This is a genomic window from Sediminibacterium sp. FW305-C-269 (genome assembly GCF_058231045.1).
The window spans coordinates 799,095-814,901 of the sequence record NZ_JBIQXQ010000003.1; the positions used below are offsets into that span (position 1 = coordinate 799,095).

The 15,807-nt window shown below is 47.6% G+C and carries 13 protein-coding genes; 4 read left to right on the forward strand and 9 right to left on the reverse strand.

Annotated elements, in window-relative coordinates:
- Positions 1-42: 42 nt before the first annotated feature.
- Positions 43-1,224 (forward strand): glycosyltransferase family 2 protein, encoded by a 1,182-nt coding sequence (locus tag ACH3Y6_RS13490; RefSeq protein WP_490836142.1) that lies wholly within the window; start codon positions 43-45, stop codon positions 1,222-1,224.
- Between the two features lie 38 nt (positions 1,225-1,262).
- On the opposite strand, the gene ACH3Y6_RS13495 is transcribed toward ACH3Y6_RS13490, so the two are convergent.
- From ACH3Y6_RS13495 to thrS, 5 genes are all read right to left on the reverse strand, one after another.
- Complete coding sequence (locus tag ACH3Y6_RS13495; protein ID WP_490836143.1) at positions 1,263-2,693, reverse strand: type III PLP-dependent enzyme domain-containing protein; 1,431 nt, start codon at positions 2,691-2,693, stop codon at positions 1,263-1,265.
- Positions 2,694-2,820: 127 nt separating this feature from the next.
- On the reverse strand, positions 2,821-3,165 hold the full coding sequence (rplT, locus tag ACH3Y6_RS13500; RefSeq protein ID WP_490836144.1) for a 50S ribosomal protein L20: 345 nt from the start codon (positions 3,163-3,165) through the stop codon (positions 2,821-2,823).
- A 77-nt stretch (positions 3,166-3,242) separates the two neighbouring features.
- Complete coding sequence (gene rpmI / locus ACH3Y6_RS13505) at positions 3,243-3,443, reverse strand: 50S ribosomal protein L35 (RefSeq protein WP_161818313.1); 201 nt, start codon at positions 3,441-3,443, stop codon at positions 3,243-3,245.
- Positions 3,444-3,662: 219 nt separating this feature from the next.
- Positions 3,663-4,247: a translation initiation factor IF-3 gene (gene infC / locus ACH3Y6_RS13510; RefSeq protein ID WP_490836145.1), complete on the reverse strand. Its 585-nt coding sequence runs from the start codon at positions 4,245-4,247 to the stop codon at positions 3,663-3,665.
- 53 nt (positions 4,248-4,300) lie between these two features.
- Positions 4,301-6,238: a threonine--tRNA ligase gene (thrS, locus tag ACH3Y6_RS13515; RefSeq protein ID WP_490836146.1), complete on the reverse strand. Its 1,938-nt coding sequence runs from the start codon at positions 6,236-6,238 to the stop codon at positions 4,301-4,303.
- Positions 6,239-6,381: 143 nt separating this feature from the next.
- Between thrS and ACH3Y6_RS13520 the strand changes: the two genes are divergently transcribed.
- Complete coding sequence (locus tag ACH3Y6_RS13520; protein ID WP_490836147.1) at positions 6,382-7,596, forward strand: hypothetical protein; 1,215 nt, start codon at positions 6,382-6,384, stop codon at positions 7,594-7,596.
- Positions 7,597-7,608: 12 nt separating this feature from the next.
- Here ACH3Y6_RS13520 and ACH3Y6_RS13525 read toward each other — a convergent pair whose 3' ends face one another.
- Entirely contained in the window at positions 7,609-9,963 is a 2,355-nt protein-coding gene (locus ACH3Y6_RS13525; RefSeq protein WP_490836148.1) for a TonB-dependent receptor, read from the reverse strand.
- A 52-nt stretch (positions 9,964-10,015) separates the two neighbouring features.
- Complete coding sequence (locus ACH3Y6_RS13530; protein ID WP_490836149.1) at positions 10,016-10,600, reverse strand: DUF3347 domain-containing protein; 585 nt, start codon at positions 10,598-10,600, stop codon at positions 10,016-10,018.
- Between the two features lie 87 nt (positions 10,601-10,687).
- Here ACH3Y6_RS13530 and ACH3Y6_RS13535 point away from each other — a divergent pair, with 87 nt between their 5' ends.
- Positions 10,688-12,649 (forward strand): ABC-F family ATP-binding cassette domain-containing protein, encoded by a 1,962-nt coding sequence (locus ACH3Y6_RS13535; RefSeq protein ID WP_490836150.1) that lies wholly within the window; start codon positions 10,688-10,690, stop codon positions 12,647-12,649.
- Here ACH3Y6_RS13535 and ACH3Y6_RS13540 read toward each other — a convergent pair.
- Both ACH3Y6_RS13540 and hutI read right to left on the reverse strand, forming a co-directional pair.
- Entirely contained in the window at positions 12,646-13,698 is a 1,053-nt protein-coding gene (locus tag ACH3Y6_RS13540; RefSeq protein ID WP_490836151.1) for a formimidoylglutamase, read from the reverse strand. The two genes, ACH3Y6_RS13535 and ACH3Y6_RS13540, sit on opposite strands and share 4 nt — an antisense overlap.
- A gap of 57 nt (positions 13,699-13,755) precedes the next feature.
- Positions 13,756-14,997 carry an imidazolonepropionase gene (hutI, locus tag ACH3Y6_RS13545; RefSeq protein WP_490836152.1) on the reverse strand — a complete coding sequence of 414 codons (1,242 nt, stop codon included), beginning with the start codon at positions 14,995-14,997 and terminating at the stop codon, positions 13,756-13,758.
- Positions 14,998-15,051: 54 nt separating this feature from the next.
- On the opposite strand from hutI, the gene ACH3Y6_RS13550 reads away from it, so the two are divergent.
- The gene (locus tag ACH3Y6_RS13550) at positions 15,052-15,753 is read left to right on the forward strand and encodes a spheroidene monooxygenase (protein WP_490836153.1); all 702 of its coding nucleotides are present in this window, start codon (positions 15,052-15,054) and stop codon (positions 15,751-15,753) included.
- Positions 15,754-15,807 lie beyond the last annotated feature (54 nt).

Genomic DNA, 15,807 nt, shown 5'->3' on the forward strand with positions numbered 1-15,807 from the left:
CCTAAATTGTAGCAGAATTGCCCGGAATCGTCAACACTGCTTATGCCCCTGTCAGTACTTATTTTCTGGTTATCAGCAGCCATCCTCTGCTATAGTTTTTTCGGGTATGGCCTGGTATTATGGCTCTGCTCGGTATGCAGGAAAATACTTGGGTACAAAAAACCTTTTACCGATGCTTCTTTCGAACCCCCTGTAACCCTGGTAGTGCCTTGTTATAACGAAGCGGGCATACTGGAGCAGAAGATCAGCAATTGCCTGTCTCTGAACTATCCACAGGAAAAACTGCAACTGGTCTTTATCACCGATGGATCAACCGACCAAACAGCAAATCTGCTGAAGCAATACCCTTACCTACTTTCGCTGCACCAGCCTGAGCGCCGCGGAAAGACTGCTGCTGAAAACCGCGCGATCGGTTTTGTACAAACACCGATGGTTATCTTTTCCGATGCAAATGCCCTGCTCAACACCGAAGCCATCCGCAACCTGGTAAAACATTTTGCCGACCCAAAAACCGGTTGTGTTGCCGGAGAAAAAAGAGTATCTGCACAACCCATTGATACAGCAGGCGCTGTTGGGGAAAACCTGTACTGGCGATACGAATCGATCCTGAAACAATTGGATGCCGATTTTAACAGTGCTGTAGGTGCCGCAGGCGAGCTGATGGCTTTCCGTACCTCCCTGTATCAACCACTTCCCGAAGATACCCTGCTGGATGATTTTATGCAGTCGATGCAGATTGCATCAGCGGGTTATCGTATTGCTTATGAGCCCGGCGCCTATGCAACAGAAACAGCTTCAGCCAATGTAGCCGAAGAAATGAAAAGGAAAATCCGCATTGCCACCGGCAGCTGGCAGGTGCTTACCCGGTTGGGTAAAAAGCTCAGCATCCGAAAAACACCGCTGCTCTGTTTTCAATATTTTTCGCACCGGGTATTACGCTGGGCGGTAACACCCTTTCTGCTGATTTTGCTGTTCCTGCTGAATATCGGATTGGCCTTATCAGGCGATAACATTTACCGGGTCTTCCTGATCCTGCAATTGTTTTTTTACGCCGTTGCTCTGCTGGGATATACGCTTCGGAATACCCGGACACGGTTCACCCTGATCTTTCTGCCCTATTATTTCTGTGTAATGCATTATGCCTTACTGGCCGGACTGTACCGGTACCTGTATCACAAACCACAAAATGGTCTCTGGGAAAAAGCAAAACGGAGCACCACTTAACAGCTGTACTCCGTTTTACTATTGTAATAAAATGACTCCTATCGCAGGTATCCGAGTATTTTCAACATGCTTTGTGCGGATTGTTCTTTTGCATATACCCAATCGATCAGTTTACCATTTTTGTCATATTCTACGATCACGTGTTTGGGTGAAGGGATCAGGCAGTGTTTGATACCGCCATAACCGCTGATCTGGTCCTGGTAAGCACCGGTATGGAAGAAGCCCACATACAATGGCTCCTTGTTTTCAGCGGCATCTTTGGGGTCGGAGGAAGTTATTTTTGGAAGGAACACTTCGTTGATATGCTCTTCCGAATCATAGTAATCGTGGCTATCGCAGGTGATACCTCCCAATACCACCCGGTGGTATTCATTGTTCCATTTGTTTACCGGCAGCATCAGGAATTTTTCACCGATACCCCAGGTGTCAGGCAAGGTGGTGATGAACGAGGAATCGATCATGTACCAGCACTCACGGTCATTCTGGATTTTCTGGCCGATCACGCTGTAGATATGCGCCATGCTCTCGCCCACGGTGAAACTACCGAATTCGGTGTAGATATTCGGCATCGGCACTTTGGCCTTCTTGCAGGCTTTTTTGATATTGCTCACGATCTCATTGATCATGAACTGGTAATCATACTCAAAACCCAGTGAGTGTTTGATAGGGAAACCGCCACCGATATTGATCGAATCCAGTTCAGGGCAGATCTTCTTCAACTGGCAGTACAGGTTGATGATCTTGTTCAGCTCTGACCAGTAGTAGATATCATCCTTGATCCCCTTGTTCAGGAAAATGTGCAGCATCTTCAGCTGGAACTTGTCTTCATACCCTTCAATCTCATCCACGTAAAACTCCAGGATATCTTTTGCACGGATACCCAGACGGGATGTATAAAATGGAAAATTGGGCTCCTCTTCTGCTGCCACACGGATACCCAAACGGAAAGGTTCTTTCACGCTTCTTTTATAGGCCTGCAGTTCTTCCTTATTATCCAGGATCGGCACCACATTCTTAAATCCTGAATTGATCAGCTTGGCAATACGTGAGGTATAGTTCTTCTGTTTGTAGCCGTTGCAGATGATATAGGTTTCCTTGTTGATCTTCCTGCGCTGGTACAAACGGTTGATGATCTCGATATCGTAAGCGTAAGAAGTTTCCAGGTGAATATTGTGCTTCAGTGCCTCTTCCACAATGAATGAGAAATGGGAACTTTTGGTACAATAGCAATAAAAATACTCCCCTTCGTACTTATGCTTTTTGAAAGCCGCCTCAAACATTTTCTTCGCCTTGTTGATCTGCATACCGATCTTAGGAAGATAGGTCAGCTTCATCGGTGTGCCGTACTTGTCGATCAGGGATTTCAGGTCAAGGCCATTGAATTCGAGATAACCATCATCATTCTGGTCAAACCCTTCTTGCGGAAAATGGAAAGTCTGGTTAACCAGCGAAGTATAGGTGTTGTTCATTTAGGGGTTAGCTATTATACGGTGAACAGAAGGCATTACTATGTACAAAAATAACAGTTTGTTCAGTTCTACACATAAAAAAAACCGGGGCGTTCAACACCCCGGCTTATGCTATTTTCAGGCGACCTTATTTCACAGAATCTACCAGTGCCTTGAAGCTGGCTGGCTCGTTCATGGCCAGGTCGGCCAGTACTTTACGGTTCAGGTCGATACCCTTTGTGCTCAGCTTGTTGATGAACTGGCTGTAGGTTAAACCTTCGGCACGTACCGCAGCGTTGATACGCGCGATCCACAGCTGGCGGTATTCACGCTTTTTCAGCTTGCGGCCTACATAACTGTAGGTCATACCTTTTTCAACAATATTCTTGGCTACGGTATATACATTTTTACGCTTACCGTAGAAACCCTTTGCTTGCTTCAGGATTCTTTTTCTCCTGGCTCTTGATGCTACTGCATTTTTTGAACGTGGCATACTATAATTTTTTGGAACCGACTGTCAGTAACAGGCTGGTTGATTTTTAAATGGTGGATGACTTTCTGATCGCTGGATTAACCTTTTAAACGCAACAAACGCAGTACAAAGTCCTTGTTGGTAGAACCTACCAGGCCTTTCTGGCGCATGGCTCTTTTACGTTTTTTAGATTTTTTGGTCAGGATGTGACGTTTGAAAGCTTTCTGGAAAGTGATCTCTCCGGTTCCAGTCACCTTGAAGCGCTTCTTGGCGCTTGAGTTGGTTTTTACCTTTGGCATAAAAATAATCTATCAGAAGATTACACCCTGCTGGCGCCACACCACCGGGTGTGAACTTGTTGAGCCATACGGGAAATGGGCTGCAAAAGTAAGAAGAGATGGCTATATTTCAAGCAGATAGGAGGAAAAATTAGTAATTAGTGATTAGTAATTAATAATTAGCAGTCTTACATATTAATAAATATATTACTAACTACTAATTATTAATTACCAATTGGCCTAGCTTACGGCTTTTTTCTTGGTGCCTGTTTTGGGCGTGAAGATGGCGAACATACGCTTGCCTTCCAGTTTGGGCATACTTTCCAGCACGCCGGATTCTGCCAGGCGTTCTGCAAATTTCAGCAGTAACAGCTGTCCGCGGTCCTGGAACATGATGGCACGTCCCTTGAATTGAACATAGGCTTTTACCTTATTACCGTCTTTCAGGAATTTTTCTGCGTGTTTGGCCTTAAAATCGAAATCGTGATCATCGGTTCCTGGTGTAAAACGGATCTCTTTTACCTCGCTCTGCTTGGAATTGGCTTTCATTTCCTTTTCCTTCTTCTTTTTCTCGTAGAGGAACTTTTTGTAATCGATCACCTTACAAACAGGGGGATCGGCGGTTGGAGAGATCTCTACCAGGTCCAGCTCCTGCTCCTGTGCAATCTTCAACGCTTCCATGGTGGAATATACGCCTACAGTTACATTGTCGCCAACCAGTCGAACCTGTGGTACCCGTATTCTTTCGTTGATACGATGTTCAGGCTCGGGCTGCCTGTTAAACCTGGGATTAAATCTTCCGCCCCCTCTTGGTGGTAATGCCATTAAAACTTGTTTAGTGAATAATTGATTTGTTGTTAAAGATATGTCATTGGCGTTTATTCGCCTGATTTACGGTGTTCTATTTCATCTGAAATCATGTCAATGAAAGCGTCGATATCCTGGCTGCCTATATCGCCCTTACCCTGGCGGCGAACAGACAGTTTGTTCTCGTTCATCTCCTTCTCTCCCACTACCAGCATGTATGGCACTTTCAGCAATTCCGTGTCGCGGATCTTCTTGCCGATCTTCTCCTGCCTGTCATCAATCTCCACCCTTACGCCCGCTTTCTTCAGTTTCTTCTGCACCAGCTGTGCGTAATCCATGAACTTATCACTGATTGGCAACACTTTCACCTGCAGCGGTGCCAGCCATACCGGGAATTTACCGGCATAATGCTCCAGCAGGAACCCGATGAACCGCTCATGGGTACCCAGCGGTGCGCGGTGAATGATCAAGGGAACTTCAGGGGTATTGTCCTTATTGGTATAAGATAGATTGAATCGGCGGCCCTGCGCAAAATCCACCTGATTAGTAGCCAGCGTGAACTCGCGACCAATGGCACTCCAGATCTGTACGTCTATCTTAGGTCCGTAGAAAGCGCCTTCGTCCTGCACTTCCACAAATGGGGTACCGCTTTCGATCAGCACCTGGCGAACCATCTGTTCGGTCTCTAACCAGAGCTCGGGTTCATTGATGTATTTCTGTCCCAGCTTGGAGGGTTCGTGCAGACTCAGCCGCATCACATATTTATCGATACCGAAGATCTCAAAATACTTCAGGTACATATCGTTCACCGCCTTGAACTCCTGGGCAAACTGTTCCTTGGTGCAATAGATATGGGCATCGTTCATATGCAGGCAGCGTACACGCATCAGTCCGAACAGCTCTCCGCTCTGCTCATAACGGTAGCAGGTACCATATTCGGCCAAACGGTATGGAAGATCCTTATAGCTTTTCTGCTCGGCGTCGAATATTTTATGGTGGTGCGGACAGTTCATCGCCTTCAGGTAATATTTGTTCCCGTCCAGTTCCATGGGTGGAAACATGCTGTCCTGGTAATAAGGCAGGTGTCCGCTGGTAATGTATAAATTCTCTTTGGCGATATGCGGGGTAACCACACGTTTGTAACCGGCATCCTCTTCAGTTTCCTTGGCCAGCTTTTCCAGTTCTTCAATGATGATGCTACCGTTCGGCATCCAGAGCACCAGGCCCGGGCCAATATCCTCATCCATGGTAAAAATGCTGAGTTCCTTACCCAGTTTACGGTGATCGCGTTTCTTGGCTTCCTCCAGCATCACGATGTACTCGTCCAGTTCTTTCTGATTGGGGAAAGTAACGCCATACACGCGTGTCAGCATCTTGTTCTTCTCATCTCCCTTCCAGTAAGCACCGGATACATTGGTGAGTTTGATGGCTTTGATCAGGCCGGTTTCCGGAATATGCGGTCCGCGGCAAAGGTCTGTGAAGGAGCCCTGTGTATAGAAAGTAATCTCACCGTCATTCAGGTTCTGCAGGAGGTCCAGTTTGTACTCATCCCCTTTTTCTGCAAAATAGGCCACGGCTTCTGCCTTGGGTATTTCCTTGCGGATATAGCGGTTGCCCTGTTTGGCCAGCTCGTTCATTTTCTTTTCCAGCGCCAGCAGGTCGTCTTCCGTCATCTTGCGGTCGCCCAGGTCCATGTCATAATAGAAACCTTTGTCCAAGGCAGGTCCCACCCAAAACTTCACACCGGGATACAGGTTTTCCACCGCTTCTGCCATCAGGTGGGCAGAAGAATGCCAGAAAGTATTCTGTCCTTCAGGGTCATTCCAGGTAAGTAATTTCAGTGAAGCATCGCTGGTAATGGGTCTTGTAGCGTCCCATACCTGGCCATTCACACTTGCAGCCAATACCTTTTTGGCAAGGCCTTCGCTGATGGACTTAGCGATATCCAATGCAGTAACACCACTTTCATATTGTCTTACTGCGCCATCCGGGAAACTGATACTAATCATGTTCTTGTAAATCAACCTCTTTTTTAGAACTGCAAAAGTAAAGAATAAACGGCACCCAAAACGTGCTTCGGGCAGGTTTTGACCCGAAAAACCTTAACGCTTCTTTAGTAAGGCTTACTATATTGTGCGCGTAGATTTGCCCTATGCGATTGAATTTGACCCTTTTCTTTCTTTTACTGATCGTTTTTTCATCCAATGCCCAGCAGTTAACGGGTATCTGGCGGGGTTATTTCAGCTCATCAACCGGCATGTACCGGGAGGGATTCAAAGAAGAGACCTATAAGTACGAGATCCAACTGGACCAGCAGTCCAATAACAGTGTAAAAGGGGTAACCTACTCCTACAAGAGCACCATTTTTTACGGAAAAGCAGAATTGAACGGCATATATACCCCTACTTCCAAAAGCCTGATCATGAAAGAGATCCGGCTGGTGGACCTGAAAATCGGCGACAAAAGTGAGCCCTGTCTGATGACCTGTTACCTCGATTACACGAAGATCGGTAAACTGGAAGTACTGGAAGGTACCTTCATTTCCACCAATGTGAAGGACAAGGGTGATTGCGGCAGTGGTAAAGTGTACCTGGAAAGAGTGCCTACTTCTGATTTTAAAAAGGAAGATTTTCTGCTAAAAACAAAACCGGAAAAAAGTACCCAGACCTTATCGAAACTGACCGATAAAAAAACGGGTACTCCACAAAACACCGAAAAAAAACCTGTTACAGGCAAACCGGGTCCTGCCGTAAAAAACAATACAACAGCAAAAGTTCCGCAACCTAAAACACCGCCTGTTCCGGCACCCGTAAAGAAACCTATTGTCAAAACACCTGCACCCATCGCTAAAAAGCAATCACAGCAGAACAGCAGTCCCGCCAATATACCCCCCGCAGCCCCTACTAAGCCAGCCGACCGGGTACCCGAGCAACTGGTGAAATCTAAACCTGCAGAAGCGGTTTCCACACCCAGTCAGGAAGAACAGCGACACAAAGTCCCCATTCCGAGAGTATTGATTGAAAGAGAGAACAGACTTGTCAGAACCATAAACACATCTGAAGAAAATATTCAGATCAATATCTTCGATAACGGCACTATTGACAACGATACCATTTCCTTGTACCACAACAATGCGCTGGTGATCAGCAATGCCAAACTGGATATCAGGCCTCTTACGCTGAAGATCAAATGCAGCAAGACCGATAACCGGCATGAGCTGGTGATGGTTGCCGAGAACCTGGGCGAAATCCCACCTAATTCTGCTATGATGGTAATCACGGCAGGTAAAGAACGCTACGAAGTATTCCTGGCTTCCGATGAACAGCGCAATGCCAAAGTGGTGATTAACTATGTTCCCAAAGAATAAACAGTAACGGTTTTACAAACGTATGTTCCAGGTCACTGAAGGCAGTATCGGGAACAATGACACCTGTTTGGCCACCACTTTCAATGTTCCGGCAGCAGCGGTACCCTCCTGGTCATAATAAATAAAATACGGATTCATGCGGCTGTAGAGATTGTAGATACTGAACACCCAGTTACTGCTGAACTTCCGTTGTTTTTTGGGTTGCGGCGTATAGGTAGCCGATACATCTAGCCGATGGTAGGCTTTCATCCGGTAAGCGTTGATGCGGCTGTATTCCTGGGTAAGCACCCCTCCCACAAAATAGAAACGTTCGGGTAAGGAAGTGGCATTACCGGTACCATAGGTGAATACCGACGATAGTTTCCATTTCCTGTTCAGTTCATAACTGCTGACAATGGACAGATCATGCCGGCGGTCATAACGACTCGGGTATTTCAATCCGTCGTTCAGGTCGGGGAACCTGCGCCAGGTCCAGCTAAGCGTATAGCCGATCCAACCTGTCCACCTGCCCTTCAGCTTGTTCACAAAAAATTCAGCTCCATAACTCCAGCCCCTGCCAAACACAAATTCTTCTTCAGGGTCTTTGAGAGACGGGGTATATCCTTCCCGGTATTCGATCTGGTTTTCCATGTTCTTGTAATACGCTTCCACAGAAGTTTCGAACATACCATTACCGAAATTTTTAAAATATCCCAAAGCATACTGCCAGCTGATCTGGGGTTTTACGCGTAAGGTGCTGGGCACCCAGAGATCAGTGGGCAAAGTGGAGCCCGCATTGGTTACCAGGTGTATGTATTGGAGGTTACGTGTGGCCGCTATTTTTACAGACTCGTTCTCGTTGATACTGAAACGTAAGGTAGCACGGGGTTCGAAACCGCCATAGGTCTTCACATTCTGCCCGGGGCCGTATACCGTGCTGTCGGTCTTATTACCATAGGCATCCCGCTGGTACCAGGTAAACCGTCCCACCTGTTGGAACAGGCTGTACCGGAGGCCCAGGTTCAGTTTGAGTCTGGGATTGATCTCCCAGTCGTCCTGCACATACACTGCCACTTCATTGGCGAATTTGCGGGTGGAGTTATTGGGTGCAAACACCACGCTATCCTGGTTACCACTGAGGATATTGGGCAAGAAGGTATGATAGGTATACTGCAGGCCGAACCGGATCTTGTGTTCCGGAACCGGGTAAAAATCCACATCCGTTTTGGCTGTCAGGTCACGGATGCCCGATGAGAGTCGCAGGTTCAGGTCGTTCTGTCTGCCGTCCAGCGAAAATCGGTAATCGTTGTACACGAGCGTGGTATTGGCAAACAATTGTTTGTTGAAAATATGGTTCCAGCGAAGTGTTGCCGTGGCATTACCCCAGGGTATGGTGGTACTGAAAGACCGCTTGCTATTATTGAAATTAAACTTATCCTTACCGAAATAACCGCTCAGAAACAGCTTGTCCTTTTCAGAGAACTGGTAATTCATTTTGGCGTTCAGGTCGTAGAAATAATAACCGGAGCCATAATATTCACTGGTCTTGCTGATCATGGGTTTGGCCAGCGCATCGATATAGGTCCTGCGTGCGGAGATCATATATGATGCTTTGTTCTTTTTGATAGGCCCCTGTATGGAAAAGCGCGATGCTATGAGCCCGATACCCGCATCCACCTGTGTGGTATGCTGGTTCCCCTCTTTCATCGCAACATCCACTACGGAGGAGATCCGCCCCCCGTACTGTGCGGGCATACCGCCCTTGATCAGGGTGACGTTTTTAATGGCATCGGAATTGAACACGGAAAAGAAACCGAACAGGTGACCCGTATTGTATACCACCGCATCATCCAGTAAGATCAGGTTCTGGTCTGGTCCCCCGCCGCGTACATAAAAACCCGCGTTACCCTCTCCTGCATTGCGCACACCCGGCAACAGTTGCAGTGTTTTCAGGATATCTACTTCCCCTAAAAAAGCAGGTAAGGTTCTGGCGGTATTCACACTCAGCTCAAACTTGCCCATTTGGGCGGTTTTGACATTATTGTCCCGTTTCCTGCCATATACGGTCACATTACTGATCTGGTTGGAATTGGGTAGCAGTAAAATATTCTGTTGCAGATTGCTGTTCAGGTTCAGGTCAAATTCACGGGTCTGATAACCCACAAAAGAACAGGTAAGGGTATAAACACCTTTTTTGAGGGTGATGGAATAAAAGCCATACTGGTTGCTGACCACCGTCTTGTTTTCCGGTTTACAGCTGAGATTGGCACCAATCAGTGTCTCGCCGGTAAGGGAATCCTTAATATAACCGTTAAACGTGAACTTATCCTGGGCCTCAAGTTTTGTTAGGGTAAAACAGGCCAATACCCAAATCAGTAATTTCTGCATAATCTTCTATAACCAACAATACAACAAGTCGAAAGTTGGCTTCCGGTTAATATCAATGTCTGAAATCCAGGGAATCCCTTAATTCACCACAGTCCGGCTTTTTTTTGGGCAAATAAGGGTTACGCACCTGCTTGTTATGGGTTAACCAGGTCCCTCCCTGGTCGCTGAACGCATCCGCACAGTAAAACTGGTAAATGATTTGCCGGTCGTAATGAACGGTACGGATCAGGTCATACAACTGGTCACTCACCAACTGGAAGGATTTCCGTTTGGGGTCCAGTTCCGTTTCGCCCAGTAAACCTTTCAGTTCGGAGGAAATGCCTATCGCATAACTGCGGGCAGTAGCCACAATATTGGTATCTGCCTTCAGTTCATCGAGCTTCAGGCTATCCGTTGCCTGTACCAGGCGTTGGGATGCAGCGGTGATACCCGTATCATTTTCCGCTATAAAATGGTCCGTAAGCGTATAATATTGGGTCATCACCTCCCCGAAAGACAGGTTAAAGGCTTCGGAATTAGCGCTTTGCGACAAAGCTATTGGTTGCTGATGTGCAGCCTCCGGTTGGGTGGTTTTCTGGTCGCTGTTCTGGCAGGAAGCAAGCAAAACGGCGATACCATACAGCAAATACTTCCTCATAGGAAAAAATTTAGATAACAAAAATAAAGCAAATGGAATTGGGAGCTGTTTGCATTTACCTTTGCGGCCTTAAATACATGTTAATAGATGTTGATAGGATTCCAGAATGTTACGTTTGAATTTGGTGCAAGGGTAATTGTAGAAGATGCCACCTGGCATATACAGCCCGGCGACCGTATTGGTCTCATTGGTTATAACGGTACCGGCAAATCCACTTTGCTGAAAGTGCTTGTGGGCGAATACACCCCTTCCAAAGGAAGCGTGGAAAAAAGTAAGGATACCACGATCGGTTACCTGCACCAGGACCTGCTGAGTTTTGATACCAACGACAACATCACCGAAGTGGCCCTCAGTGCTTTTGAACGCGTACGTGAACTGGAGAAAGAGATCGAACAGTTGGGACATGCACTGGAAAAGGATTCCGAGAACGAAGAACTGCTGATCCGCTATACAGATGCCCTGCACGAACTGGATGTGCTGGACGGATACAATATTCACCACAAGGCCGAAGAAGTATTACATGGCCTGGGCTTCAGCAATGAGGACCTGGTACGACCCTACAAAGAGTTCAGTGGTGGCTGGCGCATGCGTGTGCTGCTGGCAAAAATGATCCTGCAGCAGCCGGATGTGCTGCTGATGGACGAACCTACCAACCACCTTGACCTCCCATCCATCGAATGGCTGGAGAAATACCTGCTGCACTACAAAGGCAGTGTGGTGATCGTGAGTCACGATAAATTTTTCCTGAACAGGATGGTGAACAAGATCGTGGAGCTGTACCAGCAACAGTTACATATTTATTCTGGAGATTATGAGTTTTATGAGCAGGAAAAGATGATCCGAATAGATATGCAGCAGAAGGCCTACGAGAACCAGCAGGACTATATCCGCCAGCAGGAACGATTCATAGAGCGTTTCAAAGCCAAAGCCAGCAAAGCTGCACAGGCACAAAGCGTGCAGAAACGGCTTGATAAGATCGAAAAAATTGAAGATGTGAAACTGGAACGTCCCGACCTGCGCATCAATTTCCAGCTGGACAAAGTTCCCGGAAAGATATTGGTACACCTGAAAGATGTGAGTAAACATTTTGGCAAACTGAATATTGTTGATCACACCAGTGCAGAGATCGAAAGAGGCGATAAGATCGCGTTGATCGGTGCTAATGGAAAAGGAAAATCCACCGTACTGCGCATGATCGCAGGCACAGAAAAATTCGATGGCGAACGCGTTTGGGGCCATAACGTGGAAGAGAGCTTCTATGCACAGCACCAGCTGGAAGCCCTGACGCTCAACAATAACCTGCTGGAAGAGCTGCAGCAATGCGGCAGCAAAAAAACGGATGTGGAACTGCGTGCCCTGCTGGGTGCTTTCCTGTTCAGTGGCGATGATGTTGACAAAAAGATCAGAGTGCTGAGTGGCGGCGAAAAAGCCCGGGTGGCATTGGCCAAGACCATTGTGAGCAAGGCCAATTTCCTGCTGCTGGATGAACCTACCAACCACCTGGACATGCATTCGGTAGAATTGCTGGCCGAGGCATTGAATAAATATGAAGGCAGTTATATCCTGGTGAGCCACGACCGTTATTTCATTTCCAAGACCGCCAATAAGATCTGGGAGATTGTAGACCACCAGATCAAGGAATTCAAGGGAACCTACCAGGAATGGGTTGATTGGAATGAACGTATGGCCAGGATCAATGCAGAAAAACAGAAACAGGGCACCACAGACAGTAAACCCGAGCCGGCACCGGTTGCCAAACCCGTGGTTCCTGAAAAACAGGCAGCCCCTGCTCCCATCAACCGCGAACTGCAGAAAGAACTGCAAAAGGAACAGCGACGTTTAACCAACCTAGAAACACAGCTGACCAAAGCCAAAGAAGAAGAAAACCGCACTGAACAGGCTTTGGGCAATCCCGATAACTATGCCGATAAAAGCAAGTTCGTTCAGATCGAAGCTGACTATACAAAAGCAAAAAAAGAACGCGAAAGACTGGAAAAAGAATACGAAATGTCTTTTGAAAAAGTGCTTGAACTGGAATCGCAGATTTAGGCGATGGACATGGCTTTGACAAAATCACTGACCAGGTAACTGATCATTTTGCCTGTTGCCGGATTGGCCCTTCCATCAGACAACTGAACCGCTCCTTCGCAGATATGCAGGTAAGCCACTTTACTGTCGGCCGCTGCAAAATTCAGAAACTGTCTGGCATGGTTCAGCGAAATACCGGCGGGACTGGTAGCACTGCTCAGCGCGTGTTCAATGCAATCCAGGTCAAGCTCTAGTCCGCATAAAGTGTCGTTGGTAAAATTGGTGGCGTGCCCTATCGCCTGCAAAAAAGTACTTTTTTCGTGAATGAAAATGTCTTCATAGGTAATACAGTCCACAAAAGGGTTGTTCACTACATCCATCCACACATTCTGCGGCAGGTAATTTTCGTGTAAACACAGGATAAAATATTTTTCCAGGTACCCGTCGGCTTCGGCATAACTGAAGCCGTTGCCGCTGTGGCGTCCTTCCATGGGTCTGAAATCGGCGTGGGCATCCAGGTTAATGGCATTGATCTGCGCAATAGGCAGTACACCCGCTTTATAAAATCCTTTGGCTGCGCCTTTGATGCAGGGATAGGAATTATTATGTCCGCCACCGATCACGATCGGGATCTTCTTGTTCTGGGTGATGATATGCACCAGTTGCTCCACTTCATCGTCTATCGCATTCACCGCATGCCGGTAAGCGGCCAGTCGCTCATCATCGTCATGTGCGTTCTGTTCGATCAAACGTTCCATATCCGAAAAATCGAAATGGCCCAGCAACAGTATATTACTTCCTTCCAGGAAATCATTGCTTTGGATATTCGCGAAAGCGGTCAGGAAAGCCAGCCAGGCCGAATCCGTTCCCCCGATGCCCATATTGGCTTTCACACCAATATCTTCCGGAATGCCGAGTAAAACGAACGATGCGTCGGATTGCTGTAAGGAAACTTCCAGTTGGTTAGGATCGGCCAGTATCTGCAGACGCTCTCCCAGTTTGGTCTCAAAACGTCGGATACGCGTAATCGAGAGAATATCCTGTTTATTGTAGAACCTGAAATAACTCATATGGCAATGTTTTCCCGGATAAAGTAAATAGGATGCCGACTGTTATCCTAAATATACTTAAATAAACGACCCGTTGATCAACACTTTATCGATCAGGTTCGAGCCGAAGGCGTACGGGAGGTAAGCCAGAGAAGGAATGGGATGGGTAATGATCAGGTTGGCCCGTTTGCCGGGAGTGATGCTGCCCAGTTCCTCCCCGAGTTCCATGGCATAAGCCCCATTGATGGTGGCGGCATTGATGGCTTCTTCCGGCAACAGTTTCATCTGGATACAACTCATGGAAAGCACCAGGTTCATGTTCCCGCTGGGACTTGATCCCGGATTATAATCGGAAGCGAGCGCAATGGCGCAACCTTTCTCGATCAAAGTCCGGGCAGGCTGAAACGGCATGCGCAGGAAAAAAGCGGCAGTGGGCAGCAAAGTGCCGATCGTGTTTGATGCGGCCAGCGTATTCATGGCATGTTCATCCATGGTCTCCAGGTGATCGACCGATACGGCACCAAGCTTCACCCCCATTTCCGTACCACCCGAAACATGCAACTGGTTGGCGTGTATCTTGGGTTTCAGGCCAATGGCCATACCGGCACGGCAGATACTTTCTGTTTCCTCCGGGCTGAAAAAACCCTGTTCGCAGAAAACATCAATATAATCCGCCAATCCCTCCGCCGCAATAGTGGGTATCATTTCATCAATGATCAAACGAATATATCCTTCATGATCTTCCCGGTAAGCAAGCGGAAAAGTATGCGCCCCCAGGAAACTGGCTTTCACCGGTATCGGCGCTTTCTCCTTCAGGCGTTTGATGACACGGAGCATTTTTAATTCGCCGGCCACGGAAAGTCCATAACCACTCTTGATCTCAATGGCGCCGGTTCCCAAACGCATGAGCGATTGTAAACGCTCCCATGCCTGGTCAAAGAGTATGTCTTCCGGCGTATCGTTCAATTTCCGGGCAGAATTCAGGATACCGCCACCCTTGGCAGCGATCTCGGCATAGGAAAGTCCCCTGATCTTATCAACGAACTCCTCTTCCCTGCTGGCAGCAAATACGATATGCGTATGACTATCGCACCAGGCAGGCAGAATGGTGGCTCCCCGGGCATCGTACAGGTCTTCTCCCTCCTGGAATTCACGGTTGGCAAGGGTTGTCATCTTGCCGTATTCCTGGATCCGGCCATCCCTGATCAGCAACCAGGCATCTTCCATCACCGGCAGGCAGGCCAGTTCGGCACCCCGCAACAATGTCGAATTTTCGCGAACATTTACCAGTTGACGGATGTTGGTGATCAGCAGGTTCATACAGGCAAATTAACCAGAAACTCAGGAATCCCCAATAAAGCTTTATTTTAAGATATGATCTGTCAACTCATCGTAGTTAGATACCCAAAATGGCTGGGCTGGGCCGGGTTCCTGTCAATGGCTCTCTTTCGTTTACTGCTCTGGTTTTCACCCCATATCAGCTTCTGGAAACTGATGGGTTGCGGTCGCAATGGTACATTCGATAAAACCCCTGACTGGCGGCAGTGGGCGGTCTTACAGGTCTGGCGCGAGGAACCTGGTGTCAGTGATCACTTATCCGTTCCCGGCTTTCTTTCTTCCTGGTGGCAATTCTTCGGCTGCGAAAAATGGGAACTACTGCTGGAACCCATGGAAGGACATGGGACCTGGGACGGCAAAAACTGCTTTGGCGACCTACCCAAACAGACCGGTCATGAAGGCCTGATCGGTATCTTGACAAGGGCCACCATACGACCCAGCAAACTGGGCCGTTTCTGGAAACATGTTGACGGCGTAGCCGGGCAAATGACCACAGCCGATGGTTTTATCACTTCCCTGGGTATTGGGGAAGTTCCCTGGATCAAACAAGCCACTTTCAGCATATGGGAGAACCGGGAAAAGATGAAACAGTTCGCCTACCAGATGCAGCAACATGCCGAAGTGGTCCGTAAAACGAGAAAAGAGAACTGGTACAGCGAAGACATGTTCGTACGATTCCGGATCCTCTCTGCCAATGGCAGCCTGCAAGGCCATAATCCTTTGCAGGGAAAGTTGTAACTTGCTATTACAACCTATGAACCACTGTAGCACCATATCACTCCTGACTGCCCA

Coding starts and splice junctions, on each gene's coding strand:
- ACH3Y6_RS13550 (WP_490836153.1), top strand. CDS start 15,052: ATGATCTGTCAACTCATCGTAGTTAGATACCCAAAATGGCTGGGCTGG.
- hutI (WP_490836152.1), bottom strand. CDS start 14,997: ATGAACCTGCTGATCACCAACATCCGTCAACTGGTAAATGTTCGCGAA.
- ACH3Y6_RS13520 (WP_490836147.1), top strand. CDS start 6,382: ATGCGATTGAATTTGACCCTTTTCTTTCTTTTACTGATCGTTTTTTCA.
- ACH3Y6_RS13495 (WP_490836143.1), bottom strand. CDS start 2,693: ATGAACAACACCTATACTTCGCTGGTTAACCAGACTTTCCATTTTCCG.
- ACH3Y6_RS13530 (WP_490836149.1), bottom strand. CDS start 10,600: ATGAGGAAGTATTTGCTGTATGGTATCGCCGTTTTGCTTGCTTCCTGC.
- ACH3Y6_RS13525 (WP_490836148.1), bottom strand. CDS start 9,963: ATGCAGAAATTACTGATTTGGGTATTGGCCTGTTTTACCCTAACAAAA.
- rpmI (WP_161818313.1), bottom strand. CDS start 3,443: ATGCCAAAGGTAAAAACCAACTCAAGCGCCAAGAAGCGCTTCAAGGTG.
- infC (WP_490836145.1), bottom strand. CDS start 4,247: ATGGCATTACCACCAAGAGGGGGCGGAAGATTTAATCCCAGGTTTAAC.
- rplT (WP_490836144.1), bottom strand. CDS start 3,165: ATGCCACGTTCAAAAAATGCAGTAGCATCAAGAGCCAGGAGAAAAAGA.
- ACH3Y6_RS13490 (WP_490836142.1), top strand. CDS start 43: ATGCCCCTGTCAGTACTTATTTTCTGGTTATCAGCAGCCATCCTCTGC.
- ACH3Y6_RS13540 (WP_490836151.1), bottom strand. CDS start 13,698: ATGAGTTATTTCAGGTTCTACAATAAACAGGATATTCTCTCGATTACG.
- ACH3Y6_RS13535 (WP_490836150.1), top strand. CDS start 10,688: ATGTTGATAGGATTCCAGAATGTTACGTTTGAATTTGGTGCAAGGGTA.
- thrS (WP_490836146.1), bottom strand. CDS start 6,238: ATGATTAGTATCAGTTTCCCGGATGGCGCAGTAAGACAATATGAAAGT.